Origin of the sequence: Kineococcus sp. NPDC059986 (genome assembly GCF_040702905.1) — a bacterium.
GTDB lineage: Bacteria > Actinomycetota > Actinomycetes > Actinomycetales > Kineococcaceae > Kineococcus.
Genome location: NZ_JBFBND010000021.1, coordinates 38,483 through 60,954, shown reverse-complemented (window position 1 = coordinate 60,954; position 22,472 = coordinate 38,483). Strand labels below are relative to the sequence as shown.

Below are 22,472 nucleotides of genomic sequence, written 5' to 3'. Positions count from 1 at the left end.
GGGTCACTCTAGGAACTCCGGAGGTGGGGACGGGTCAGCGGAGGAAGTCGAGGAGGGAGACCTGCACGGTCTTCGCGGTCGCCTGCAGGGCGGCCTGGTAGGCGATGTTCTGCTGGTTGAACTCCAGGTACGCCTTCATGGGGTCCACGCCCTGCACGTCGTCGAGCTGCGAGGTGAGGTACTGCAGCTGCGTCGTGTTCACGTCGTCGGCGTGGTCGAGCTGGTTCGTCTTCGCACCGATCACCGCGCGGGCGTTCGTCGCCAGGTTGATGCGGCTGTCGATCGTGCTGAGCGACACGGTGCTGGTGCTGAGGTTCCCGGCCTCGATGTCGTCGGCGAGGGTGTCCAGCTCCTGGAAGACCGTCGTCGTCCCGGGGGTCTGGGCCCCGTAGACGCTGTTGCCGGAGATGTTCACCGAGGTCGTCACACCGGGGGAGATCGTGCGCGTCACCGAGCCGCCGTCGTCGTTCGACGTGTACGGGGTCGTCACGGCGAAGGCGGTCGTCGTGGCCGACGTGCCGGCGAACACGGCCCGGCCCTGGTACTGGGTGTTCGCGTCTCCCAGGACGGTGTTCTTGATCTCCCGGATCTGCTTGGCGATCGCGGCCCGGCCGTTCGCGTCCAGGGCGCTGTTGCCGGCCTGGACCGTGAGGTCGCGGACCTTCTGCAGGGCGGACGTGGTGCTGTCCAGCGCCGGCTCCTGCGTCGTCATCCACCCGCGGGCCTCGTCGAGGTTGCGCGAGTTCTCGGTGTTGACGGCGATCTGGTCGTTCAGGCGCAGTGCGGCGGCGGCGCGGACGGAGTCCTCCGAGCCCTTGGGCAGGGAGGTTCCGCTGGTGATCTGCTCCTGGAACTTCGCCGCGCGTGCCTGCGTGCTCTGCAGGTTCGTGAGCGCGTTCATCGCGAGGCTGCGCTGGGTGATGCGGCCGAGCATGGTGTCTCCTCCGGTCAGGTCAGTCGTCAGCGGCCGACGAGGCCGGTGCGGTTGATGAGGGTGTCCAGCGCCTCGTCGATGCTGGTCAGGACGCGGGCGGCCGCGGAGTAGGCGTGCTGGTAGGCCACCAGGTTCGTCATCTCCTCGTCGAGGTTGACGCCGGACACGCCGTCGCGGACGGCGCCGGACTTCAGCGACACCTGCGCGGAGAGGTCGGCACGGTTCGAGGCCGACTGCGCGAGGGCGGCGAGGTTGGTGACGTTGCTGCGCCAGTCGCTCTTGACGTCGGCGAACGCGTTCTTGACGGCTGTGGCGTACACGCGGTCGGCGGAGCCGGGACCGGTGCCGGACGTCGTGCTGTCCCGGAACGTCGAGGAGGTGACGGCGACCTGCAGCTGCGAGGCCTTGACCGGGTCACCGGCGTTCCAGCCGGGTGCGACGCTGCTGAAGAACGTCGAGCCGTAGGCCGTGTTGACGGTCGACGCGAGCTTGGTCGCGAAGTCGTCGAGGCCCTTCTGCTGGTCGGCCAGGGTCTTGTTGGCCCCGTCGAGCGTCGCCTTGAGGGACCCCGTGACCGGGCCGGCGTCCTGGCCGCCGATGCGGGCGACGATCTGGTTGCCGATCTTCTCGGCCCCCGCGGCGACGTCCGTCTTGTCGGTCGTGCTCGTCTGGGTGCGCAGGCTCAGCTGGTACGAGAAGTCGCCCGAGACGATGGCGGCGTTGCCGACGAAGACGTCGACCGTGCCGTTCTGCTGGTTCACGACGCGGGACCCGGTGAGGTCGGCCAGCTGGTTGAGGTACTGGTCCCGCTGGTCCATCAGCTCGTTGGCCGAGGCCCCGTTGCCGAGGGTCTCGCGGATGGACGTGTTGAGCTTGGCCACGTTCGTCGCGATGGTGTTGGCCTGCGAGGCCAGCGTCTGGGCCTGGAGACCGAGCTGGTCGTACTGGGCCTCGAGCTGGTCGTTCATCCCCGAGACCTGCGTGGCGACGGTCTGGCTGCGGGTGATGACGAGCGCCTGTGCGCCGGCCAGCCCGTCGTTGCCGCTCTTGGCCGCGAGGTCGCTCCACGACGCCGACAGGTCGGCGAGGTTCTTGCTGAGTCCGGTGGCTCCGGTGTCGCCGATGGCGTTCTCGATGCTGGACCACACGGTGCTGGCCGCCGCCTGTTCCTGTGCGGCGGCCGAGTCCTGGCGGGCCGTCGCGGTCGCGAGGGCGTCCGACACGCGGGTCAGGCCCGTGACGACGACGCCGTCACCGGGGACGAACTTCTGCGTGAACTGGCCCGTCTGGTTCAGGACGCTCGCGGACTGCTCGACGCGCTGCCGGGAGTACCCCTCGGTGCCGACGTTCGCGATGTTCTGGCCCGTGACCTCCATGCCGCGCTGGGCGGCGGTCAGGGCGCGGGAGGCGTTGTTGATGCCGGAGAAGGTGCTCATCGTCTCGGGGTCCTTTCAGCGGGCCGGTCAGAGTGCTTCGTCGACGAAGTGGGCGCGGGACCCACCGGTGGACGCGGCCGTGTTCTTGCCCTTGGCGGTGTAGGTGTCGAGGGGCTTGTCCAGCCCGAGGAGGGTCTCGCGCAGTGCGCGGGACCCTGCGTTGAGGAGGTCGCGGTTGGCGTCGGCCAGGTCCTGGATCTCCGCGGTGAGGGTCAGGAAGGCGTCGCGGTGGCCGCGGAAGATCTCGCCCCACGGGTCCGGTGCGGCGTCGGCGACGGCGTTGAGGCTCGGGCCGGGCTCGAGGTCGAGCTCGGCGGCCACGGCGTCCACTTCGGTCGCACGCAGGAGCTCGGTCGTCCGGATCTGCTCCATGACGAACTCGACCTCGCGGGTCGCGTGCGCCAGCCAACGCGTGCGGCCGCTGGCCAGCACGAGCTGTTCCTCCTCGAGCTTGAACAGGAGCAGCTCCAGCAGCTCCCGCTCCTTCCAGAGGATGCCGGAGACCTCGGCGAGTCCCATGCGTGTCCTTCCCCGTTGCCTGTCGTCGGTGGTGCTCGAGCGTCCATCGGCGGGCCGTACCACGAGCTGAGGTGGCGGAGGGGTGGATCGGGGAGGTCGCTGGCTGTGATCCGGTCAGGACGAAGGACCCGCCCACCGGCACGTCGCCGGCGCCTTGCGCAGGACCGGCTGGTGTCCCTGACGTCCTGGTCGAGGTGGAGTCACCCACCTCGACGTCGACGGACTGCTTGCTCGAGCGCGACATCCACACGCTGCAGCGCTACGAGTCCGGTGCCCCCGACGGGAGCCGGCCCTCGTCCGTCGACGTCCCGCAGTGTGGCCGCGCTTGCTCAGCTTCCCGTCTTGCGGACGAACTGCGCGTTCTTCGAGGGCTTGCGGAGCGCGTAGGGCCGGCCGTCCTCACGGGCCCGGCGCATCTCCTGGTTGAGCACGCGGGCCTCCTCCTCCATGGCGCGGTTGACCGCGCCCTGGTCCAGCCCGCGCGAGCGTTCCCTGGCGATGTGGTCGTTGCGCCCGATCTCGTGCTCGACCTCGAGGAAGTTCCTCGCGCACAGGGCGTAGAGGGCACTGACGCGCTCACCGTGCTTGACGGCGTAGTTGTCCAGGTAGGTGGGCGTGAGCCACCCCTTCTTGAAGGCGAACTCCAAGTCCTGCACGACCTGCCACAGTTGCTTCACGAGCGTCCTCCCGCCTCACTGGTCCCACACGTCCCAGGGTTCTGGTGACGGGTGCTCCCGAACAACTCTCGGCGCGCGGACGGGGTCGGCTGAACTCCCGTGGGCCGAACGGGTCGGACGTCACCCCCACTGGCGACTCCCGCACCCAGCGTCGTGCCGACGGTCCCGTTCGGAGCAGCGCGCCGGGGTGAGGCCTCACCCGTTCGGCGCTCAAGTCACGAGGGGGATCGTGCCGAGAAGGGGTGTGTGACCGCAGACGTTGCCATCGCCACCCGGGAGCTCCCCATGGTCGAGCTGAGCGCATCCGAGCGCAGTGCGCTCGTCGAGCAGCACCTGCCGCTCGTCGGCTACATCACCAGTGAGTTCATCGGCCGCCTGCCGTCGCACGTGAGTCGCGACGATCTGACCTCGGCCGGTCTCATGGCCCTGTTCCAGGCGTCGCGGGCCTACGACCCGAACACCGGCGTCCCGTTCAACCGCTACGCCAACACCCGCATCCGCGGTGCCATCCTCGACGACCTGCGCGGCCAGGACTGGGCCTCGCGCGGCGTCCGCAGCCGGCAGCGCAAGCTGTCGCAGACCGAGGACCAGCTCACCACTCAGCTCGGCCGCACCCCCACCTCGACCGAGCTCGCCGCGTCCCTGGGCGTCTCGGAGAAGGAGCTGGCCGAGACGCGCGACGAGGCGCAGCGCTCCATGGTGCTGTCCATGCAGGGCTTCACCGCCGAGGGCGCCTCCCTCGACGACCACCTGCCGACCCACACGCCCGGCCCGGAGCAGGAGATCCTGCACCGCGAGCGGCTCGGCTACCTCCGCTCCGCGGTCACCGTCCTGCCGGAGCGCCTGCGCCACGTGGTCGAGGGCTACTTCCTCCAGGAGCGGCCCATGGCCGAGCTGGCCGAGGAGCTCGGTGTCTCCGAGTCGCGCATCTCGCAGATGCGCGCCGAGGCCCTCGTCCTCCTGCGCGACGGGATGAACACCCACCTGTCCCCGGAGATGGTGCTCAAGACCGCCGGGTCCGGCGCTGCCGTGAAGCGCAAGGAGGCGTACTACGCCGCCGTCGGGACGCAGAGCGACTTCCGCAGCCGGCTGGCGCTGTCCAGCTTCGCGCAGTTCTCGGTACCGGTGGCGCGGACGGCCTGACGCGTCAGCCCCTCGCCCGGACCGTTGCGACCAGTTCGTCGCAGGCGCGGTCGACCTCGTCCCGGGTGATGCCCGGGAACATGGGCAGGCTCAGCAGTCTGGGGCTCGACCGTTCGGTCTCCTCCACACAGGTGCGGGGCAGCATCGTGTAGTCCTTCTGCTGGTGGCAGGGGACGGGGTAGTGGACGGCGGTGCCGATGCCGGCGGCCGTGAGGTCCGCCTGCACACGGTCGCGGTCCTCGACCCGCACCACCATCAGGTGGTGGACCGATGTGCTCGACGGGTCCTGCTTCACGAGCTCGACAGCTTCGTCGCCCGCGAGCCGGGAGCGGTACTGCTCCGCCGCCGCTCGCCGCTGGAAGTTCCAGTCCTCCAGGTGCGGCAGTTTGACCAGGAGGACGGCTGCCTGCAGCGCGTCCAGCCGACTGTTCCTGCCGACGACCGGGTGCTCGTACTTGAAGACCTCCGACCGGCCGTGGTCCCCGTAACGGCGGACCGCTCGCGCGAGCGACGCGTCCCGGGTGATCACCGCCCCACCGTCGCCGAAGGCGCCGAGGTTCTTGCCGGGGTAGAAGCTCGTGCAGCCGGCGACGCCCATGGTTCCCACGGGTCGTCCGTCCCACCGAGCCCCTTGCGCCTGGGCACAGTCCTCGACGACCACGGCACCCGTGCGGGCGGCAAGCGCGGCGATGCCGGGGACGTCCGCGGCCTGCCCGTACAGGTGGACCACGATCACGGCGGCCGTCCGGTCCGTGATCCCCTCAGCCACCGTCTCCGGGGTCACCAGCAACGTCTCCGGGTCGACGTCGACGAAGTGCGGAACGGCTCCCACTGCAAGGACGGCTTCCGCCGTGGCGATGAAGGTGTTCGCGGGGACGACGACCTCGTCCCCCGGGCCGACGCCGAGGCCCCTGAGGACCAGCTCGAGTGCGTCGGTCCCGTTCGCCACGCCGACCGCGTGCTCGATCCCGTGCTCGACCGCCCAGGCCTCTTCGAAGGCCTCCACGAACGGGCCGCCGACGAAGCGGGCACTGCGGGTCACCGAGCGCCAGGCCTCGTCGAGCCCAGCGTGCAGCTCCCGCTGGGCGCGGCCCAGGTCCAGGAAGGGGATCGGGTCCACGCTCACCGCAGCACCAGCACCGGCGGGTGGGCGCGGTGCGCGTCGGCCAGGTTGATCTCGTCGAGCCGGACCTCGGTCCCGGTCTGCAGGGAGACGGAAGCGGCTTCGAGCGTGCGCACCACGTCGAGACCGGCCTCGCCGCCGGTCAACGGGGGGTTCCCCGTCCTGATGCACTCCACGAAGTGCTGGTCCTCCAGCAGGAGCGGTTCCTGGAAGGGGATGTAGGGGGCGTGGATGTCGCCGTAGCGGTAGGTCATGGGCTGGTCGTGCGCCTGGGTCACCTCGGCGGGTGTGACGCCCTTGTCGAAGACCCGTAGCCGCTCGTCGTTCGCCAGGTCGTCGAAGACCGCCATGCGCTGCGACCCCACGACGGTGAGTCGTCGCACGCGGTGCGGACTCAGCCAGCTCACGTGGACCACGGCCTGGGTCCCCGTCTCCTCGTAGTCCAGCATCAGGTACGCGTTGTCCGTCACCGACCGGTCGATGTGACCGCGACCCCAGCACCGGACCGAGGTCGGTGACGTCCCGGTGATCGAGTTCACGATGCTGATGTCGTGCGGCGCCAGGTCCCACAGGACGTCGCAGTCCGACTGGTAGAGGCCCAGGTTGAGCCGCTCGCTGTCGACGTGGAGGACGTCGCCGAGCTCACCTCGTCGAATCAGGTCGCGCAGGGCGCGAACCGCCGGGTTGTAGGCGAAGGTGTGACCGACCATGAGTGTCGTGCGCGCCGCGGCTGCCATGGCGACCAGTTGCCGGGCGTCGTCCGAGGCGAGCGCCAAGGGCTTCTCGACGAGGACGTGGACACCTCGAGCCAGGGCCTCCCGGGCGATCGTGGCGTGGCTGGACGGCTGGGTGGCGATGACGAGGCCGTCCACCGAGGCGAGGAGGGCTTCCAGCGACGGCGCCTGGCGGACGCTGGGGAACGCCGCCGCGATGACCTCCATGCGGCTGGCGTTCGCGTCGTGCACGACGACGTCGTCGACGTCGCTCAAGGTGCTGAGGACCCTGACGTGCTTGGACCCCCAGTAGCCGAGCCCCACGATGCCGATGCGCATCTCTTCCTCCTGCTCCGAGTCTGTGACTCGAGTGACCGCAGTGGCAGCGGAGGTCACATCTCATCACGTAAAGTGCGCTCCCGTGACTGGGAGTGGACAAACGGTAGCGACAAACGGGGTGTCCGTGTGTCGTGGGCGCGTGTCCGCCGATCCACCTGAGGCCCCTTCCCCCGCGTCCCTCGCGGCGTCCTCCACCGCCGAACCGGGGCGCGAGGGACTGCGTGAAGGCAGGCCGGTCACCACGTGGCCGCAGGACCTGTTCCACCGTTACGACTTCTTCTCCCTGCACGCCGGAGCCGGTCCGGCCGTCCACTTCCGGTGGGGCTCCGACGGGTGGGACACCGGCACCCTCCACTTCGGTCAGGTCGCGCCCGGGACGTGGCGCAGTCCCGCACGAGGGACCTTCGCCGGAATGGCCTGGCGCACGGACCGGCCGCTGGTCGACGCGGCGCCGTTCCTCGAGGCGGTGGAAGCCGAATTGCGTGGACGGGGCGCTCGCCGACTGGAGGTGGTCCTTCCGCCTCTGGGGCACGATCTGCAGCGGGTGAGCGACCAGGTGGAGGTCTTCTGCCGGCAGGGGTGGTCCCTGGCGCGCGCAGAGGTCGACGAGGTCATCCCCGTCGACGAGGCGCCGTTGGAGGCGCGGATGGACCGGGGAAACGCCAAACGCCTGCGCAAGTGCCACCGCGACGGCCTCACGGGTCGACTTCTCGCGCCCGACCTCCTGCCGAGCGTCCACAAGAACCTCGTGGCGAGCCGTGCAGCTCGCGGGTGGCGGTTGTCGATGGACCTGCGCCAGATGCAGGACATGCAGGACCTCTACCCCGACCGTGTGGTCCTCGTGGGCGTGGAGTCGGGAGGTGGGCTCGCGGCCACGGCCTTCTGCCTCCGGCTCAGTCCAGACGTCCTCTACGTCTTCGCCTGGGGTCACCTGCCGGAGTACAACTCCTGGAGTCCGGTCGTGGCCCTCGCGGACGCCCTGCACGTGCACTGCCGGTCCCTCGGTGTGCGGCAGCTGGACCTGGGCACGTGCCCCCCCGACCAACCCGGTCTGGTGCGTTTCAAACGTGGTCTCGGCGCCTGCGGGTCGCTCAAGGTCACCCTGTCGAAGGAGCTGCAGTGAGCTCTGTCCCTGCTGACCGGGCAGTCACCGCCCCGCACGTGGAGCGCGACCTGGGGGACTACGTCGAGCAGTACGAACGCCTGCCGTTCGAACCGTTGCAAGCGGGTCTGCGTCGCCGGCGCGTCCTGCAGCAGGTCCGCGCCGCGGCGCCCGTTCGACTGCTCGAGATCGGTTGCGGTGTCAGTCCTCTGCTCACCGATCTGCCCGAAGTCGCGGAGATCGTCGTCCTCGAACCCGCCCGGGCCTTCGCCGAGACCGCACGCGCTGCCGCGCTCGGCCGAGCGGGTGTCCGGGTGGTCGAAGCTCTCGCCGAGGACGCGGACCCGGCCGATCTGGGCGGAGCCTTCGACGTCGTCGTGCTGAGCAGCCTTCTGCACGAGGTTCCAGATCCCCAGACGCTCCTGCAGGCGGTCCGGACGTTCTGCGGTCCGACGAGCGTCCTGCACGTCAACGTCCCGAACGCCAGATCCCTGCACCGCCAGCTCGCTGTGGCCATGGGGCTGGTCGAGGACGTCTTCGCCCTGTCGTCGATCCAGCAGCAGATGCAGCAGCGGGCCACCTACGACCTCGAGCGTCTTCGTGGCGAGCTGGCAACCGCGGGTTTCTCCGTCGCGCGCTGGGGGACGGTCCTCGTGAAACCCTTCCCGCACGCGGGAATGCAACGCCTCGTCGACACGGGGTTCCTGACCCCCGAACTGCTCGACGGGCTGGACGCGCTGGCCGCCCTGCTCCCGGAGATCGGGTCGGAACTCTGGGTCGACGCCGTGCTCGCCGATGGATGAGCGTCTGCTCGTCGGGAGCAACCTCGCGGTCCTGGTGGCCGCGAGCGAACTGGTCGCCCGCGGGCTGCGCGTGCGCGTGATCACCGACGGCGCAGCGCTCGGCGGTCACTTCAGAGGTTCTGTCGTCGACGACCACGCCTTCGACAACGGCATGGTGCTGCTCGAGCGTCGGGCCGGCGAGAGCTCGCCGCTGTCGGTGGGACCCGGCCCCTCGGGGCACCCGGTGCGGCAGGACTGGACGAGGTTCGGCCAACAGGTGGACGACTGGTTCACGAAGCGGTTCACGCTCGCGAGGGTCCCCCCTCTGGAGGTCTCCGTGGCGGGCCGCCGGTGGCCCGACCACCTCTTGAGCAACCGCCTCGACGTCTTCCGTGACGCCGGCGTCGACGAACCAGGTCCGCTGGAACCGGACGACCCCCGCCACCCCGCCGTCAAGGCGACGTCGGCTCGCTTCGAGGACATCACCTACGGCGAACTCGCTCCCGTGGTCCACGGCCCCTCCAACCACGCCACGTTGGTCGCGCCCTTCGCCGAGAAGGTGCTCGGACCGGCGCACGGCGAGGTGCTGGCGCGTCACCACCGGAGCGGCTGGCTCCCGTTGTACTGGCCCGAGACGGTGGCACGGGCGAGGGCCGGACAACAGACGGGTCTGCCCGAGTACCCGTTCTGGTCCGTGGCCGGTGGGTACGCACACCACGTCGTCACACGCCTCGTCCGGGAGTTGGACGGCGCGGGAACGTGCTGTGTCGACACGTCCCCGGTCCAGGCGCTGGCGCGGGACGGCCACGGGTGGCACGTGAGCACGGTGGCGTCGGGTTCGGTGACCTCGACTCGCGTGGGCCTGGGGCTCGCGCCGCAGCGCCTGCAGTCGCTGTCGGGAGACGAGTCGTGCGCTGCCGTCGGGACCGGCCCGGCCAACGCGGTCGACCTCCTGTTCTGCCTCGTCCGCGGCGAGTTCGCGGGTGCTCCGGTCAGCAGCCTCCTGGTCACCGAGGACCACCTGGACACCTACCGCATCACCGACCAGGACGTGGTGTCCGGTCAGGACCGGCGGTGGCACCACGTCGTGGTCGAGGCGCGTTCCCGGGGCGCCTCGGTCGAGGAGCGCACCGACGCCCTGGTCGCGGAGGCGTGTGGCTTGCTGGACGTCGACGTCGGGCACGTGCGGGTGCTCGGTGCGCGGCGGGCCGGACGGGCCATTCCGCTGCTGACCGCCTCCGTGGTTCGGGCAGACGTCGAACGGTCTGCAGCGCAGGCGGACTGGGCTCGGGGTGGACTGCTCAGCGGGGCACTGCTCGGCCTGCACCAGACCTCGATGAACGACCAGATCGTCCAAGGACTAGACATCGCCAGGGAGCTGACGTGAACACCCGTGTGCAGGAGCTGGAGCGCATCGCCGCTCAGTACCACCTCAACGACGACGTCGTCGACAAGTTCATCGAGGACCTCTGCCAGGAGTACTGCTGCGACTGGCTCGCCACGCTGGTCCAGCCGGCGCACGACGTCGTGGAACTCGGGTACGGGGAGGGGGTGACGGTCTCGCGGCTGGGACACCTCGCTCGCCGGTACACGGTGGTCGAAGGTGCTCCGACGCTCGCGGAGCGGTTGCGTACCGAGCACCCGGACCTGGTGGTCGCCGAGGCGTTGTTCGAGGACTGGCTGCCGCCGCAGCCGTGCGACGTCCTCCTCGCGCTCCACGTCTTCGAGCACGTGGACGACCCGGTGGCCCTCGCTCGCCACCTCAGGTCCTGGGTCGCGCCCGACGGGGAGATGGTCGTCATCGTCCCCAACCGCGATTCGCTGCACCGCCGCCTCGGAGTGGCGATGGGCCTGCAGCCGGAGCTCGACACCCTCAGCCCCCGCGACCTGCTCGTCGGTCACCAGCGGGTCTACGACCTCGACGGCCTGGAGGCCGACCTCGCAGCCGGGGGGTTCGAGACCGTCGAGCGACGCGGGTTCTTCGCCAAGGCACTGCCGAACGCCCTCATGCTCGGGCTCGGCCCGGAGCACATCCGGGGGCTGAACGTCCTGGCAGAGGGGTTGCCGGCGTCGCTCTGCGCCAACATCGCGGTCCGCGTGCGGCCGATCGGGTGAGGCCGGACGGTTCAGTCGTGACGGCGACCCGCCGATGTTCCTCCCGTCGAGTCGTCGGACGCAGGAGGAACCCGTGACGGGTGCAGACTTTCGCCCAGGAGCCACGGTGCTCGTCGTCGGCGCCGGCGCCGAGGGCGTCCACCACCGGCTGGGGCGCGCCCTCACGGGTGCGCGGGCTGCCGGGTGGAACCTGCTCGGCGTGGACCATGTGGTCGCGGCGGCGTCGAGGTTGAAGGGGGAACCGGGGGACATCGTCGCCTGGACCCTGGAGACCTTCGCGCCCGTCCTGGTGCTGGTCACCGACGAAGTGGATCCCGGGCAGGAACTCCCCTCGGGGACCGAGACCCGGTCGGTGGACGCGGACGTCCTGGTGCGAGCTTTGGCAGAGCTCCGCGAGCCCACGGGGCTCCTGCAGGCCGGGGACGATGGCGACGTGGACGGGGACCCCGGCGATCTCGCGGTCGCCGCGCTCCAGGCGGTTCTGGCCCCCCTGCGACCGAAGGGTCTGCAGGTGCACGAGTACCGACCGCGGGCCAGCATCGTCATCGCCTGCCACAACCTCGACGGCTACACCCACGAGGTCGTCCGGTCTTCGCTGGAGCAGACCTTCGACGACTTCGAGGTCGTCGTCGTGGACGACGGGTCGACGGACCGCACGGCGGAGCTCCTCGAGACCTACGCGTCGAACCCCAAGGTCCGGGTGGTGACGCAGCCGAACGTCGGGGGCACCGGCCGGATGGACCTGGTGCAGAACCGGTTGATCCGTGAGTCCAGGGGCGAGTTGATCGCCTGGATCGGTGGGGACGACGTGAACGCCCCCCGCCGCCTCGAGGTGCAGGTGCAGGCCTTCGACGACGACCCGGGCCTCGACGTGTGCCACGGTGCGGCGTACTTCATCGACGAGCAGAGCCACCTGACCGGACGTGGCTTCCGGCCCCCCTTCCCGTACGACGACATGAGCATGCTGCGGCAGATCATCCACACGAACCTCGTGGGGGCGCCGTCCGTCATGGTCCGCAGGTCAGCGATGGAACAGCACGGCCTGTTCGAGCAGGGACTGGCGTCCGACTACCACTTCTGGTTGAAGACGGCCGGCATCCTCCGCTACCGGTACCTGCCCCAGGTGCTGGTGCACTACCGTCGGCACGCGGCCAGCCTGTCGACCAGCACGGCCGGAGCCGAACGGACCATCCGCGATTCCATGCGTCTGCGGTCCCTGGTGCTGGCGTCCAGGCCGCTGGAGGACTTCTTCCCCGAACTCCGGCATGCGCCGGGTCGAGCGGCGGAGACGGAGGCGTCCGTCGCCCTGGGCAACGCCCTGCTCCAGATCGACGCCCACCTGGCGCTGCAGGCCTACGAGGTCGCCCTCGGGCACGGGTCGGCCGACGCCTTCCACAACGCGGCCATCGCGCACGTGCTCGCGGGTGAGGCGGACGCGGCCCGGGCGAGTGTCCGGACTGCGATCCAACTGGACCCCCTGTGCTCGGTGCTCGAGGACGCGCTGTCGGGCCGGGGAGACGTGCAGGTGGGGCTGCGGAGGCCGCGCGGACACCTGGGTGGTGTCGTCGAGGCCGCCCGGAACGCCTGGGGAGGAACCGTCCGCCGTTGGGACGGGACGACGTTGCAGACCCAACGCGCCTACCTCGGCTTCGTGCCCGGTCGTGACGACCTCGCACGCGGTGCCCTGGAGATGTGGGCGTCACGCACACACAGCAGCCACTGCCTGCGCTGGGTGGTCCCCAGCGTGCCGGGCCGTGCGCAGGAGACCTTCGACCGACTCGTGGCCGCAGCCGGAGGGCTGGATCTCGCCGACGCGGCCGACATCGCGATCGAGGAGGTCGACGACCTGGGGCTGCTCCCACCGCAGGAGGACCCGTGGAGCGTGCTCCCCGGGGAAGGGGAGCAGAGGCTCACCGGACTCCTCGCCTCCGAGGAAGCGCTCGAGGTCTTCACACGATGGGTCTCGCAGGCGCAGTGGAGCTCCCTGCAGAGCGGCGGCGAGGCCTGGCTGCCCGCCTGAGGGACCCGGCCCGCACGCCGTCCCCAGGTGGTTCCGCCACTGGAGGACGGCGGCGCGGGGACGGCGGCGGGAGCGCGGAGTCCGAGGCCTCAGGCGTGGACGAGCGAAGCGGTGAGCGTCGGGGCGTAAGGCCGGAGGCTCGTCAGCACCGTGTCCACCTGCGCGTCGGGCACGACTGCCAGCATGGCTTCCAAGACCGGCGTGAACTGCTGTTCCCCAATCTCGTGCAGGATCCCCGCGCAGACGATGCGGGTGAGGGTGTCCCGTCGGCCGACCGCCGTGGCGATCCTGCGCAGGGGGCACAGGTCCTCGAGACCGGCCTCGCGCAGACGCAGGGACCACTTGAGCGCGTCCTCCACGGTGAGCGACGGCCACTGCTTGGCCACCGCCGCCAGCAGTGCCGGCCGGTGCCCGTCACGGCCCCAGAGCGCCTCGCAGAACTCCCCGGTCACCTCGGCGCGGACTGTCTGCAGCTGTGCGAGGAACGGTTTGACCAGGGCGTCCGGCAACGCCGCCGCCAGTCGTCGAGCGCCGTCCGGCGTCTCGCCGACCAAGAGGACTGCACTCACGGGTGATATGCCCGAACGGCCTGAGGCGACGTGGGACAACAGGAGGTCCGCCGCCTCAGCGCCTCGCCCTTGCCGGGCGATGCAGGTGATGAGCTGGTCGGTGTAGGCGTCCGCCCTGAACTGTGCGGACGTCCGCTGGACGTCGTCCTCGAGCCCGCGCAGGAGCGTCTCGGCTCCTTCCCAGTCCTTCTCGGCCATCAGCACCTGCGCCCGCATGGCCGCGCAGACGTGCTTGCTCTCGCCCCACGACTCCATGCGGTCGATCCACCGTCGTGCTGTGACGAGGTCGTCTGTTGCCAGGGCGCTGACCAGGACGGTGGGGCCGGCGATGAGGCCGGACCCCTCGGGAAGGCGGTCCAGGTCCAGACTCGCGAACGTGGCCATGGCCTTGGCGTGGTCGCCAGCCAGGGTCGCGGAGCGGGCGACGTTGATGACGAGGTCCGGGGCCACGTCACGACTGCGGCTGCGGGCCTTCGCAAGGGCGGCCTCGGCCAGGGCCAGGTTCCGCGCGCCCTTGTTGCGCTCCTTCATGTAGACGTCGGTGTAGCCGTAGTGGCGCAGGAAGATCGTCGAGTTCTGGGCCTGCGACAGCTGCCCCCACCTCCCGACGATCATCTCGTGGAGCATCCCCTCGAAGCGGCAGTGCGACCTCCGCAGGACACGGGCCACCATGGCGCGGTGTTCGGCGCCGCCGTCCGCGTAGGAGCTGGACACCACTTCGAGCGCGAAGCTGTCCGTCGTGGCCAGGTGGAGCGAGCGTCGGAAGGCGCGCGGGTCGCCGTGGACGACCTCGTCGGCGTCGACGCTGAGCACCCACTCTCCGGTGCAGTGCTCCAGGGCTCGGTTGCGGGCCGCCCCGAAGTCGTCGTCCCAGTAGCCCTCGACGACCCGGGCGCCGTGCTCCCTGGCGATCGTCGTGGTCGCATCGGTGCTGCCGGTGTCGTACACGACGATCTCGTCGACGAAGGGGGTCACCGCTGCCAGCGAGGCCCCCAGGAGCTCCTCCTCGTCCTTGACGATGTAGCTCGCGGTGACGAAGGCGTGGGCCTCGGCCATGTGGGTCCCCATCTCGACGACGTGCTGTGCGGAGGGTGCCGCCGGCGGCCCGGCGACCCCTCTCGTGGTGCTCCGAGGTTAGCCCGGAGGGGGAGATGTCGTCACCGGTAGTCATCAACCGGCTACGTAGGGCACTATCAAGAGGTCAGTTGCGCACCGGTGTGGGCCAGGAAGTCCACTCGATCGTCGAGCCTGCGGCGGGAGACGGGTGCGCGCACCGGGGCAGCACGAGCGACGGCGGCGGAGCACCACCCGAACGGACCAGCGCGGAACGTTCAGGTCCCAGGAGCTCCGACCGATGAAGTGAGTGTCCGGCCCGCTCAGGCGGGCTGAGGACGACCGGACCACGGACGGGCCGGTACCCCCCACATCGACCCCACTCACGGAGGAATGAACATCATGGGTCTTCGCGTCAACAACAACATCGCGGCTCTGAACAGCTACCGGAACCTGCAGGCCACGGACAAGCAGCTCAACTCCTCGCTGGAGAAGCTGTCCTCCGGCCTGCGGATCAACAAGGCTGCTGACGACGCTGCCGGCCTGGTGATCTCCGAGGGTCTGCGTTCGCAGATCGGCGGCCTCACCGTTGCGGCCCGCAACGCCCAGGACGGCGTCAACGTCGCCCAGACCGCGGACGGCGCGCTGAGCACCTCCACGACCATCCTGCAGCGCATGCGCGACCTGGCCGTCCAGTCGTCCAACGACACCAACGACACCACGTCCCGCTCCGCGATCCAGAAGGAGATCACCTCCCTCTCGGCCGAGCTCGACCGCATCTCGGACAAGTCCTCCTTCAACGGTGTCAACCTGCTCGACGGCACCTTCGCGGGCAAGGTCTTCCAGGTCGGCGCGTTCAACGGCGACACGATCAACTTCGACGTCAAGTCGGGTGCGGCCGCCGCCTCCGCCGTCGCCGCCGCGACGGAGAGCTACGTCTCCACCGCCGCCTTCGACAACGCCGCCGTCAGCGCCGTCAGCTCGGTCACGGTCAACGGCACCACCGTCTCGTTCGCGACCGGTGGCACCGCGGCGTCGGCGCTCGCCCTGATCAACGCCGACCCCACCATCTCGGCGAACTGGACCGCTTCGATCTCCGGCAGCTCCCTCGTCCTGGTCTCCAAGGCGGCCGGCAACGTGACCGACGCCGCCGTCTCGCTCGGTGGTACCGCGTTCGGCGGCACCCTGACCCAGGGCGCGGTGGCCACCGCCGCCGTCAAGGCCAACTCCTTCGGCTCCGGTGGCCTCGGCCTCGGCTCGCTCGACCTGTCCACCCAGACGGGCGCGTCGGCGGCGATCTCCACGATCGACGCGGCCCTGAAGACGGTCTCCTCGGCTCGCGCCTCGATCGGTGCGCTCCAGAACCGCTTCGAGCACGTCATCAACTCCGTCAACATCGCGGTCGAGAACCTGACCGCGTCGGAGTCGGCCATCCGCGACACCGACATGGCGGCCGAGATGACGAAGTTCACCCGTAGCCAGATCCTCTCGCAGGCTGGTACGAGCATGCTGGCGCAGGCGAACTCCGCCTCGCAGAACGTCCTCACGCTGCTCCGCGGCTGAGTCCGACTCGAGGTGGTCCGACCTCGGTCGATCCACCTCCTGAGGCGGGGGTGCCGGCACTGCCGGCACCCTCGCCTGCCTCCACATCAACCTCGACCAGACAGGAAGGGAGATCGGAATGGCTTCCGTCTCATCGTCCACTGTCGACGGATTGATCAGCGGGCTCGACACCAGTTCGATCATCAGCAAGCTGCTTGCTGCGGACGCCGCGCCGCAGACGCAGCTGAAGACGAACGTCAGTTCAGCCCAGCTGAAGGTGACGGCGTACCAGTCCGTCAACTCCAAGATGTCGGCACTCCAGACCGCCGCGGACAACTTGTCCAAGGTGGCGACCTGGGCCTCCGCCAAGGCGACGTCCACGAGCGATTCGCTCGTGGCCACCGCTGCCAGCACGGCCCAGCCGGGCAGCATCACGCTGAACGTCCGCAACCTCGCGAGTGGTCGCAGCGTCATCAGCAACGACACGTACAGCGCCACCGACACGAACGCGGCTGCCGACATGGGCTACCCGCTCGACGTCGTCGCCAACGGCCAGATCGTCGGGACGGTGAGCCCGAGCAAGGGAACGCTGTCGGACGTGGTGTCCGCCATCAACAAGGCGACGACCCTGGGCATCACCGCGGTCGCCGTACGCGTCGGCGACAACCAGTACCGCCTGCAGATCACCAGCACCAAGACCGGCACGCAGGACGGCGACTTCAAGCTCGTCCCGCGCAACTCCGACGGCACGTCGGCGGGGGTCGGGGGAGCCCAGAGCACGGACTTCCAGAACATCACCGTCGCGGCGGACGCGCAGGCGTACATCGTCAGCGACGTCAGCAGCAACAGCACGGCCGTCAGTGTCACGTCGCCGACGAACACGTTCCAGGACGTGCTCAGCGGCGTCAACGTGACCGCTACGCGGCCGGGTGCTGCCACGGTCTCCGTGGCCAGCGACCCGAACGCGGTCGCCGACGCCGTCGGGGCTCTCATCTCGGCCGCGAACGACGCGGTCGGCGAGATCACCGTGCAGTCTCGAGCCGGTGTCGTCGGGTCGGACGGCACGTTGAGCGGTGGTGGAACCCTCAAGGGTGACGCCATCCTGCGCCAGCTGAAGACCTCGATCCTCAGCGCGGTCACGAGCGCCATCGGCACCAACGTGTCGCCGGCGCAGTACGGGATCCAGTCCACCAAGGACGGAGAACTCACCTTCGACAAGGGGAAGTTCCTCGACACCTACGGCAAGGACCCGGTGGCCGCGCAGCGGCTGCTGGCCCCGCAGAGCCTCGACTCCTCGTCCACGGCCACCGGCCTGGTGGAGCGGTTGAGTTCGCTGGCCAAGGGGGCGACCGACCAGTACACCGGTCAGCTCACGACGGCCATCACAGGGCAGAACAGCACGATCAGCGACCTCACCAAGAGGATCGCCGACTGGGACGACCGTCTGGCCGACCGCAAGGTCCGGTACCAGAAGTACTACAGCTCGCTCGAGGTCTCCCTCGGCAAGTTGCAGAACCAGTCCACCTGGTTGTCCGGGCAGTTGTCCAAGCTCGGCTGACCGCGGTCGGAGGAGTTCGGCGGGAGCCGGGTGCGCGTCTGCGCACCCGGCTCCTGTGCGTTCCGGGCCGGTTTCAGGAATCGACCCCCGCTGCCGATGGACTGCACGACAATCCGTTCACCCCACGGAGGACCACCGCATGACCTCGATGACGTACGGCCGATCCAAGAACCGCTACCTCGGGGACGCGCTCGCCACGGCCACGCCGGCGACGCTGCTCGTGATGCTCTACGACCGCCTCCTGCTGGACCTGCAACGAGCCGAGAGTGCTCAGCGCGAGCAGGACCGCGAGACGGCGCACACCAACCTCATCCACGCCCAGGCCATCGTCCAGGAACTGCAGAGCAGCCTCGACCTCGACGCGTGGGAAGGGGCGGCCGGACTCATGTCGCTCTACACCTGGCTCCTGAAGGAGTTGGCGACCGCGAACGTCGACTGCGACCCCGAGCGCACCGCACGCTGCCGTGTTGACACCGTGGAGCCGCTCGCCGAGGCGTGGCGCGAGGCGGCCCTCAAGGGCATGGCGGGCACGACGGGCAGCGCATGAGCGAGGCGGGCGCCGCCGCAGCCCAGACTGCCGACTGGGTCGCGGCCTGGTCGGAGGCGCTGCGGACCGTCGAGGTCGACGTCCTGCACGCCGAGGACCTGCTGCGCCGACTGCACCGCGACCCCGAGTACGTGCCGGAGGTCCCCGCGGGGGACACCTGGACGTCCCCGGACGTCGTGGGGCCGGTTCCCGCGCAGTTCGCCGAGCGCGCCCGCCGGTTGCTCGCCCGGCAGGAGGAGGTGGGTGCGGCGCTAGAGGAGGCCATGCACCACGTCCGCCACCAGACTCGTGCCCTGGCCAAGCTGGACCGCGCCGAGTCCAGGCCGGTGTTCCTCGACACCGCGGTGTGAGGTGCGCGAACGGGTGACTTTCTAGATAGTCCAGAAAGTTCTAGATGGATCGGGTCGATGAGTGGGTGAGCCCCGGCGACGTGCCGGGGCCCGTCTGCTGCGAGGTGCCCGATGTCCCCGTTCCGCCGTCCGCGTCGACAGGCCGCCGTCGTCGGCACCCTGGCCCTCGCCCTGGTGCTCGCCCCGCTGCCGGCGACCTGGGGGATCGGTCCTCAGTCCGCCGCGGCCGCCACTGCGAGCAACCAGTCCGCTCCCACGGGCGTGCAGGCCGACGCGACCTCCAGCGGCGTCTACGTGCAGTGGACGGCCAAGACGGACGGGCCGTCGGGTTACCAGGTGCAGTACGACACGAGCGTGATCGGGCTCGGGGTCGGATCGACGATCAAGGACGTCGCCGGCGGCAGCACGACGTCCACCTTCATCAGCGGGAGCTTCCTCAACTCGTTCGCGGTGCGCGTGCGGGCCGTCTACGGCACGGGTGTGCTGAAGACGTACTCGGACTGGTCCGGCACGGTGACGGCGAGCCCGAACCTCAACGGCACCACCCCTGCCCGTCCCGCCGGACTGGTCGCGACCCCGGGTCAGGACAGCGTCGTCCTGACCTGGAACCCGCCGCCGGGCGACTCCCGCACGGCCGTCAAGGTCTACCGGGACGGTGCCCAGGTGGCGACGGTGGCCGTCCCCGCAACAACCTGGACGGACACCACGGGTGTGCTCGGGACGCAGTACACCTACTACCTCGTCGCGGTCGGGACGCAGCCGACGTACGTCTCCACGGCGTCCGACAGCGTCGTGGCCGGCCCGTACGACCGGATCCCGCCCGCCGCCCCGGCAGGGCTCACGGCCGTCGCCGGCGACACGACGGCGACGCTGTCCTGGACGACGGGGTCCGAGCCCGACCTCGACCACTACGAGGTCACCCGGGCCGGCGTGGTGACGGTCGTCCCGCGCACCGCCCCGACGCGGACGTTCACGGTCCTGCCCAACGGATCCCCCCTCACGTGGGCGGTCACTGCCGTCGACCGGTGGGGCAACGTCTCGGCCGCGTCCTCGGTCTCGGCGACTCCGCGGGACACGACGCCGCCGGACGTTCCGACGGGGTTGCAGGTGGGCGCGGGGGACGCGTCGTTGTCGGTGACGTGGAACGCTTCGACGGCTGCTGACACGGCTGGGTACCGCGTGTACGTCGACGGTGTCGCGCGACCGGTCACGACGTCGCGGGCGGTGCAGTTGACGGGTCTGGTCAACGGGCGTTCGTACGCGGTGTCGGTCTCGGCGGTCGATGCGGTGGGCAACGAGTCCGCGGCCAGTGCCGTGGTCTCGGCGACTCCGCGGGACACGACGCCGCCGGACGTTCCGACGGGGTTGCAGGTGGGCGCGGGGGACGCGTCGTTGTCGGTGACGTGGAACGCTTCGACGGCTGCTGACACGGCTGGGTACCGCGTGTACGTCGACGGTGTCGCGCGACCGGTCACGACGTCGCGGGCGGTGCAGTTGACGGGTCTGGTCAACGGGCGTTCGTACGCGGTGTCGGTCTCGGCGGTCGATGCGGTGGGCAACGAGTCCGCGGCCAGTGCCGTGGTCTCGGCGACTCCGCGGGACACGACGCCGCCGGCGGCACCCACGGGCCTGGCCGCTGTCGCCGGGGACGGTCAGGTCGCCCTGTCGTGGACGGCGAACACCGAACCCGACCTGGCGAGCTACCGCGTCGTGGACGCCGGCGGGACGGTCCTGGCCACCGTGACCGCTCCGGGCCGGACGGCCGTCGTGACCGGGCTGGCGAACGGGACGGCGACGTCGTTCCGTCTCCTCGCGGTCGACACCGCCGGGAACGTCTCGGCCGCCAGCGCACCCGTGAGCGCCACACCGCGAGACCTGACCCCGCCCGGAGCTCCCACGGGCCTGACGGCGGTCCCCGGGGACGGTGCGGCCGCCTTCAGCTGGACCGCCAACCCCGAGGCCGACCTCGCCCGCTACGACGTGCTCGACACCGCGGGGAACGTCGTCGCCTCAGTGGCCGCCCCCGCCACTGCGGCGATGGTCGCCGGCCTTCCCAACGATGCGGCACAGACGTTCCGCCTGGTCGCCGTGGACCGCGCCGGCAACGTCTCCGCGGCGTCCACGCCGGTCACCGTGACCCCCCGTGACACCACCCCGCCCTCCGCTCCCTCGACCGTCACGGCCGTCGCCGGCGACGCGTCGGCGACCGTGACCTGGACGTCGTCGGGCAGCCCCGACGTCGTCCGGTACGAGGTCCTGGACCAGTCGGGCACCGTGCGCGCCACGGCTCCGACCGGCGCCACGAGCGCCACCGTGACCGGTCTCGTCAACGGGACCACCTACACGTTCTCCGTCGTCGCCGTCGACGCGGCGGGCAACCGGAGCCCCGCGGGTTCGGCGACCCCCGTGACCCCGGCGGCCCCGCAACTCCCGGCGCCCGCGGGGGTCTCGGTCGCGGCCCAGGACGCGTCCGGGACCGTCACGTGGAACCCGGTCCCGGGGGCCGCCACGTACCAGGTGCTGCTGGACGGGACGGTGTCGGCGACCGTGACGAGCACGTCGGCGGCCCTGACCGGCCTCGTCAACGGCAGGACGTACGCCGTGACGGTGCGGGCGGTGGCCGGTTCGGGTCAGTCCGGTTCCCTCTCCGCGCCGGTCGCGCTCACCCCCCGGGCCCCGAGCGCCCCCGCGGCGCCCCCGGTCAGCGGTTCGGGGTCCACCGGGATCTCCACGACGCGCGACGGCCGGTTCAGCCTCATCGGCACGGCCGCCCCGCTGGAGGCCTCGGACACGAACACCCAGCTCGAGCTCTACCTGCGCGACGCCGACACGGGCACGGTCAGCCGGCTCGACCCCACGGCCGCCGGTTCCGACCTCGGGACCAGTCAGTCGGCCCTGAGCGCCGACGGGCGCTACGTCGTGGTCGTGACCTCGCTGGCCAAGGTTCCCGCCGACACCAACAAGCTCCCCGACGTCTACCGGCTCGACCGGCAGACGTCGACCTGGGAACTCGTCTCGGTGCCGACCTCGGGCAAGGTCGCCACCGTCGCCGGGACGGAACTGCAGGGGCAACCGCGCGTGTACAGCCAGGGGCCGGCGGTGGCCGTGAGCGCCGACGGCCGCTTCGTCTTCTTCTTCTCCGGTCGCACGGACCTCGTCCCGGACGACACGAACAAGGTGCTGGACCTGTTCCGCAAGGACATGACCACCGGCGCCGTCACGCGCGTGTCCACGACCTCCACCGGGGCTCAGATCGGCGCCGGGGCAACGGGGCCGGCGTTGGCCGTCACGCCCGACGGACGGTTCGTGCTGTTCCCCTCGTCGGTGCAGAACATGGCGGTCCTGTGGCGCAAGGACCTGGCCACCGGGGCCCTGGACGTGGTCTCGGGTCGGGGTGACGCCGGGAACCTCAGCGCCGCCTACCCCGTGAGCAACGACGCGCGGGACGTCTCGATCAGCGACGACGGCCGGTTCGTGGCCTTCAGCTCCAGCTCCTCGGCGCTCACGTCCAGCGCAGCGGAGTTCCTCGTCTACCGCCGGGACATGGCCGCGGCCGGTCAGTTCACGCGTGTGGGGATCCAGACCACCACGTCCCGTTGGGAGCACGGTGCCCAACTCGACCCGTCGGGTCGCTACGTGTTCTTCGCGACGACGGCGAAGGTGGGCGCCGACACCGACAACCGCACCGACTGGTACCGGACGGACGCGCAGAACCCCACGGCCCCGGCGGTCATGGTGACCTCCCAGGCCGACGGGACGCCCACGGCGCGACGCCTGACCTCGCAGGAGACGACGGCGGAGTTCGGCGTCCTGCACGTCCTGACCGTCGACTCCGTCCTCGTGACCACGATGCAGTCCCTCGTCCCCGCCGACGCCAACGGGGTCGTGGACACCTACGCCAAGAACCTCACGACCGGTTCGGTCGCGTCCCGGATGTGACGGCTCGCGTG

18 protein-coding genes are annotated in these 22,472 nt (G+C 70.4%); 11 read left to right on the top strand and 7 right to left on the bottom strand.

The features are described from left to right. Nucleotides 1-34: 34 nt before the first annotated feature. From flgL to AB0637_RS16050, 4 genes are all read right to left on the bottom strand, one after another. The gene (gene flgL, locus AB0637_RS16065; RefSeq protein ID WP_366173471.1) at nucleotides 35-934 is read right to left on the bottom strand and encodes a flagellar hook-associated protein FlgL; all 900 of its coding nucleotides are present in this window, start codon (nucleotides 932-934) and stop codon (nucleotides 35-37) included. Nucleotides 935-960: 26 nt separating this feature from the next. After that, on the bottom strand, nucleotides 961-2,370 hold the full coding sequence (gene flgK, locus AB0637_RS16060) for a flagellar hook-associated protein FlgK (RefSeq protein WP_366173470.1): 1,410 nt from the start codon (nucleotides 2,368-2,370) through the stop codon (nucleotides 961-963). Between the two features lie 27 nt (nucleotides 2,371-2,397). Further along, nucleotides 2,398-2,889, bottom strand: a complete 492-nt coding sequence (flgN, locus tag AB0637_RS16055) for a flagellar export chaperone FlgN (protein ID WP_366173469.1) — start codon at nucleotides 2,887-2,889, stop codon at nucleotides 2,398-2,400. 329 nt (nucleotides 2,890-3,218) lie between these two features. Beyond that, on the bottom strand, nucleotides 3,219-3,566 hold the full coding sequence (locus AB0637_RS16050; RefSeq protein ID WP_366173468.1) for a hypothetical protein: 348 nt from the start codon (nucleotides 3,564-3,566) through the stop codon (nucleotides 3,219-3,221). A 246-nt stretch (nucleotides 3,567-3,812) separates the two neighbouring features. Here AB0637_RS16050 and AB0637_RS16045 point away from each other — a divergent pair, with 246 nt between their 5' ends. Further along, nucleotides 3,813-4,709, top strand: coding sequence for a sigma-70 family RNA polymerase sigma factor (locus AB0637_RS16045; protein WP_366173466.1), 897 nt, complete (start codon nucleotides 3,813-3,815; stop codon nucleotides 4,707-4,709). 4 nt (nucleotides 4,710-4,713) lie between these two features. On the opposite strand, the gene AB0637_RS16040 is transcribed toward AB0637_RS16045, so the two are convergent. Together AB0637_RS16040 and AB0637_RS16035 are read right to left on the bottom strand one after the other, a co-directional pair. Then, nucleotides 4,714-5,835: a DegT/DnrJ/EryC1/StrS family aminotransferase gene (locus tag AB0637_RS16040; protein ID WP_366173465.1), complete on the bottom strand. Its 1,122-nt coding sequence runs from the start codon at nucleotides 5,833-5,835 to the stop codon at nucleotides 4,714-4,716. Beyond that, nucleotides 5,832-6,884, bottom strand: coding sequence for a Gfo/Idh/MocA family oxidoreductase (locus tag AB0637_RS16035; RefSeq protein ID WP_366173464.1), 1,053 nt, complete (start codon nucleotides 6,882-6,884; stop codon nucleotides 5,832-5,834). Before AB0637_RS16035 ends, AB0637_RS16040 begins: the two co-directional genes overlap by 4 nt. A 544-nt stretch (nucleotides 6,885-7,428) precedes the next feature. On the opposite strand from AB0637_RS16035, the gene AB0637_RS16030 reads away from it, so the two are divergent. The 5 genes from AB0637_RS16030 (at nucleotide 7,429) to AB0637_RS16010 (ending at nucleotide 12,903) form a co-directional block, all read left to right on the top strand. Continuing rightward, on the top strand, nucleotides 7,429-8,007 hold the full coding sequence (locus AB0637_RS16030; protein ID WP_366173463.1) for a GNAT family N-acetyltransferase: 579 nt from the start codon (nucleotides 7,429-7,431) through the stop codon (nucleotides 8,005-8,007). Then, entirely contained in the window at nucleotides 8,004-8,789 is a 786-nt protein-coding gene (locus tag AB0637_RS16025) for a methyltransferase domain-containing protein (RefSeq protein WP_366173462.1), read from the top strand. The genes AB0637_RS16030 and AB0637_RS16025 overlap by 4 nt, the downstream gene beginning before the upstream one ends. Further along, nucleotides 8,782-10,155 (top strand): FAD/NAD(P)-binding protein, encoded by a 1,374-nt coding sequence (locus AB0637_RS16020; RefSeq protein ID WP_366173461.1) that lies wholly within the window; start codon nucleotides 8,782-8,784, stop codon nucleotides 10,153-10,155. Before AB0637_RS16025 ends, AB0637_RS16020 begins: the two co-directional genes overlap by 8 nt. Next, a complete protein-coding gene (locus tag AB0637_RS16015; protein WP_366173460.1) occupies nucleotides 10,152-10,883 on the top strand; it encodes a class I SAM-dependent methyltransferase in 732 nt (243 codons plus the stop codon). Before AB0637_RS16020 ends, AB0637_RS16015 begins: the two co-directional genes overlap by 4 nt. A gap of 106 nt (nucleotides 10,884-10,989) precedes the next feature. After that, complete coding sequence (locus tag AB0637_RS16010; RefSeq protein ID WP_366173459.1) at nucleotides 10,990-12,903, top strand: glycosyltransferase; 1,914 nt, start codon at nucleotides 10,990-10,992, stop codon at nucleotides 12,901-12,903. Between the two features lie 89 nt (nucleotides 12,904-12,992). Here AB0637_RS16010 and AB0637_RS16005 read toward each other — a convergent pair whose 3' ends face one another. Next, entirely contained in the window at nucleotides 12,993-14,528 is a 1,536-nt protein-coding gene (locus AB0637_RS16005; RefSeq protein ID WP_366173458.1) for a glycosyltransferase family 2 protein, read from the bottom strand. A 399-nt stretch (nucleotides 14,529-14,927) separates the two neighbouring features. Between AB0637_RS16005 and AB0637_RS16000 the strand changes: the two genes are divergently transcribed. The 5 genes from AB0637_RS16000 to AB0637_RS15980 all read left to right on the top strand — a co-directional run bounded on the left by AB0637_RS16000 (nucleotide 14,928) and on the right by AB0637_RS15980 (nucleotide 22,461). Then, a complete protein-coding gene (locus AB0637_RS16000; protein WP_366173456.1) occupies nucleotides 14,928-16,088 on the top strand; it encodes a flagellin in 1,161 nt (386 codons plus the stop codon). Nucleotides 16,089-16,239: 151 nt separating this feature from the next. Continuing rightward, the gene (gene fliD, locus AB0637_RS15995; RefSeq protein WP_366173455.1) at nucleotides 16,240-17,625 is read left to right on the top strand and encodes a flagellar filament capping protein FliD; all 1,386 of its coding nucleotides are present in this window, start codon (nucleotides 16,240-16,242) and stop codon (nucleotides 17,623-17,625) included. 139 nt (nucleotides 17,626-17,764) lie between these two features. Then, on the top strand, nucleotides 17,765-18,172 hold the full coding sequence (fliS, locus tag AB0637_RS15990; RefSeq protein WP_366173454.1) for a flagellar export chaperone FliS: 408 nt from the start codon (nucleotides 17,765-17,767) through the stop codon (nucleotides 18,170-18,172). After that, the gene (locus tag AB0637_RS15985; RefSeq protein ID WP_366173453.1) at nucleotides 18,169-18,522 is read left to right on the top strand and encodes a hypothetical protein; all 354 of its coding nucleotides are present in this window, start codon (nucleotides 18,169-18,171) and stop codon (nucleotides 18,520-18,522) included. Before fliS ends, AB0637_RS15985 begins: the two co-directional genes overlap by 4 nt. 111 nt (nucleotides 18,523-18,633) lie before the next feature. Then, complete coding sequence (locus AB0637_RS15980; RefSeq protein ID WP_366173452.1) at nucleotides 18,634-22,461, top strand: fibronectin type III domain-containing protein; 3,828 nt, start codon at nucleotides 18,634-18,636, stop codon at nucleotides 22,459-22,461. Nucleotides 22,462-22,472: the final 11 nt, after the last annotated feature.

Coding starts and splice junctions, on each gene's coding strand:
- flgL (WP_366173471.1), bottom strand. CDS start 934: ATGCTCGGCCGCATCACCCAGCGCAGCCTCGCGATGAACGCGCTCACG.
- flgK (WP_366173470.1), bottom strand. CDS start 2,370: ATGAGCACCTTCTCCGGCATCAACAACGCCTCCCGCGCCCTGACCGCC.
- flgN (WP_366173469.1), bottom strand. CDS start 2,889: ATGGGACTCGCCGAGGTCTCCGGCATCCTCTGGAAGGAGCGGGAGCTG.
- AB0637_RS16035 (WP_366173464.1), bottom strand. CDS start 6,884: ATGCGCATCGGCATCGTGGGGCTCGGCTACTGGGGGTCCAAGCACGTC.
- AB0637_RS16020 (WP_366173461.1), top strand. CDS start 8,782: ATGGATGAGCGTCTGCTCGTCGGGAGCAACCTCGCGGTCCTGGTGGCC.
- AB0637_RS16005 (WP_366173458.1), bottom strand. CDS start 14,528: ATGGCCGAGGCCCACGCCTTCGTCACCGCGAGCTACATCGTCAAGGAC.
- AB0637_RS16000 (WP_366173456.1), top strand. CDS start 14,928: ATGGGTCTTCGCGTCAACAACAACATCGCGGCTCTGAACAGCTACCGG.
- fliS (WP_366173454.1), top strand. CDS start 17,765: ATGACCTCGATGACGTACGGCCGATCCAAGAACCGCTACCTCGGGGAC.
- AB0637_RS15985 (WP_366173453.1), top strand. CDS start 18,169: ATGAGCGAGGCGGGCGCCGCCGCAGCCCAGACTGCCGACTGGGTCGCG.
- AB0637_RS15980 (WP_366173452.1), top strand. CDS start 18,634: ATGTCCCCGTTCCGCCGTCCGCGTCGACAGGCCGCCGTCGTCGGCACC.